The organism is Flavonifractor sp. An306 (assembly GCF_002159455.1).
Lineage (GTDB): Bacteria > Bacillota > Clostridia > Oscillospirales > Oscillospiraceae > Flavonifractor.
This window is the reverse complement of record NZ_NFIQ01000169.1, coordinates 1-2,032: the sequence shown is the minus strand read 5'-3', so window position 1 is coordinate 2,032 and position 2,032 is coordinate 1. Positions and strand designations below refer to the sequence as shown.

General features: G+C 52.1%; 2 protein-coding genes. Both read right to left on the bottom strand.

The window, feature by feature from the left end; all coding sequences use genetic code 11:
• Nucleotides 1-177: 177 nt before the first annotated feature.
• On the bottom strand, nucleotides 178-1,776 hold the full coding sequence (locus B5F88_RS19230; protein WP_087937026.1) for an IS66 family transposase: 1,599 nt from the start codon (nucleotides 1,774-1,776) through the stop codon (nucleotides 178-180).
• Nucleotides 1,777-1,796: 20 nt separating this feature from the next.
• Nucleotides 1,797-2,032 (bottom strand): IS66 family insertion sequence element accessory protein TnpB (gene tnpB / locus B5F88_RS19225; RefSeq protein WP_140402213.1); only part of this gene is annotated, 236 nt, incomplete at its 5' end.

Below are 2,032 nucleotides of genomic sequence, written 5' to 3'. Positions count from 1 at the left end.
ACTGCAATATTCGCTTTTCTTCACTCATGACCTCTCTGCCCCCTGACTTTTTACTCCCATCTTACCACAGGGGGAAAGGTCCTCCGCTATTTTACGCTTACAGATGCCAGTAAGCGTAAAATAGCGGAGGACATATAGAGATAGAACAAGGCTGCCATTTTTCGCAAATGGCAGCCTTTATCTGCATATAGACTGAGCAGCTTCCCCCCATGGGAGACAAGCTTCTGGAGGATAGCCGTGTGGGATCCGTTCCAGCAGGAAGTTTAAATATTGGAAAGGCCACAGGCCATTCGCTTTGGCCGTCTCAACAATGGAATATATCGTTGCGCTGGCATCGGCGCCATGAGGCGTGTTGCAGAACAGCCAGTTTTTTCTTCCAATAGCAAAAGGACGCACCGCACGCTCTACCCGGTTGTTAGATAACTCCAGCCGTCCGTCCAGAAATACATTCATCAGCCAGTCCCGTTGGTTCAGGGCATAGGTCAACGCCGCACCAAACATGCTTTTTGGTACGGGGTTTTTCTCCTGTTCCTCTCTCACCCACTCAAAGAATTCTTCCGCCACAGGTTTGGAACATTCCATCCGGGCGGAAAACCTTTCCTGAAAAGAGAGGCCCTGTTTTGTGTAATCTTCCTCCAAATGGAACAGCTTATTGCAATACTCCAAACCTGCCTGCGCCGGAGAGCGTGCCCGGATATCCTTCGGGAGCGTTTTCAATGTATCCGTGAATTTTCGTCTCATATGTGCCCAGCAGCCCGCAACTGTAATCTCCTGCGGCAGTTTGCAGTGGTATGCCTCATACCCATCTGTATGCAGCAGCCCAGTGAAGCCCTGCAGAAAATTGCTTGCACACACGCCGGACCGGCTGGGTTGGTAATCGTACAGCACCACTGGCCTTGCCGCATCGCCGGAGGTCCGATATACCCACACATAACTCTTTTGCCTGGCCTGCCTGCCATTCTCCCGCAGCACGGTCAACGTGGTCTCGTCCGCGTGGAGAATCTCACTGTTCAGCAGTTCCTGGTGCATGGCCTGGAAAAGACCGGAAAAATACCGCTTGTACGTATAGATAATCCAATTGGACATGGTCTGCCGGGAAATCGACAGTCCCCTCCGCTGCAACTCCTGTTCCTGCCGGTAAAGGGGAAGGGCCAACGTATACTTGCTGTTCATAATATGGGCCAGCAGGCTTGGTGAAGCCACCCCGCTGCCAGGAATCAGTGGGGCGGGAACTTCGCTTTTCCGCAAAAAGGCGTGGTCGCTGTTCCTTTCACAGCACCTGCACGCATATACCGTCTGTACATGCTCCACCACTTTATATTGCGCGGGAACATAGGACAGTTCCCGGCGCAGCACCTCATGACCGCAGGCATGCAGTTTCCCGCCGCACTCCAAACAGACCTGTTCGGTTTCCGGCAGTTCATGGATAACTTGTTCCACAGGAAGGCCGGAAAAATCCAGTTCCCGTTTTCCTTTCTGTTTTCTCCGCTTATATGTGACCTGCTCCAGTTCTGGCTCCGGCATCTTTGCACATGACTCCGATTCCGCCTCCTGGAACAGAGACACCTGCTCCAGGAGCGCCTGTGTCTGTTCGCTGGACGCACCAAAACGCTGCCCTCGTACAAGCCGAAGCTGCTGTGTCAGCCAGTCGATCTGCCGATGCAGGAATGCGATTTCATCTTCTTTTTTATCCAGCAGCGCGCGCCACTCCGCCGCGCTTCTCTCTTGTGTTTTCATGCTTAAATTATAGCAAAAAAGTGCCGTAATTTCAATCATCACAGCACTTTTTCTGCTTTTTAGATCTCTTTCTTATGGGGCTTGAACGGCACAATAGATTGACTTAGAAGATACGCAAACTCTTTCTCGCTGATCTCGACCACACGGCCGGCTTCTCCTTTCGGCCAGGGGTATGTGCCGCTCTGGGCCCGCCGTTTTCCCTGTTGAAAACTCTGACCATCCCATTCAATATACTTCAGCATACTGCCCGTTCCGTCACGGAACACATACACGCTCCCATCGTATGGATTACACC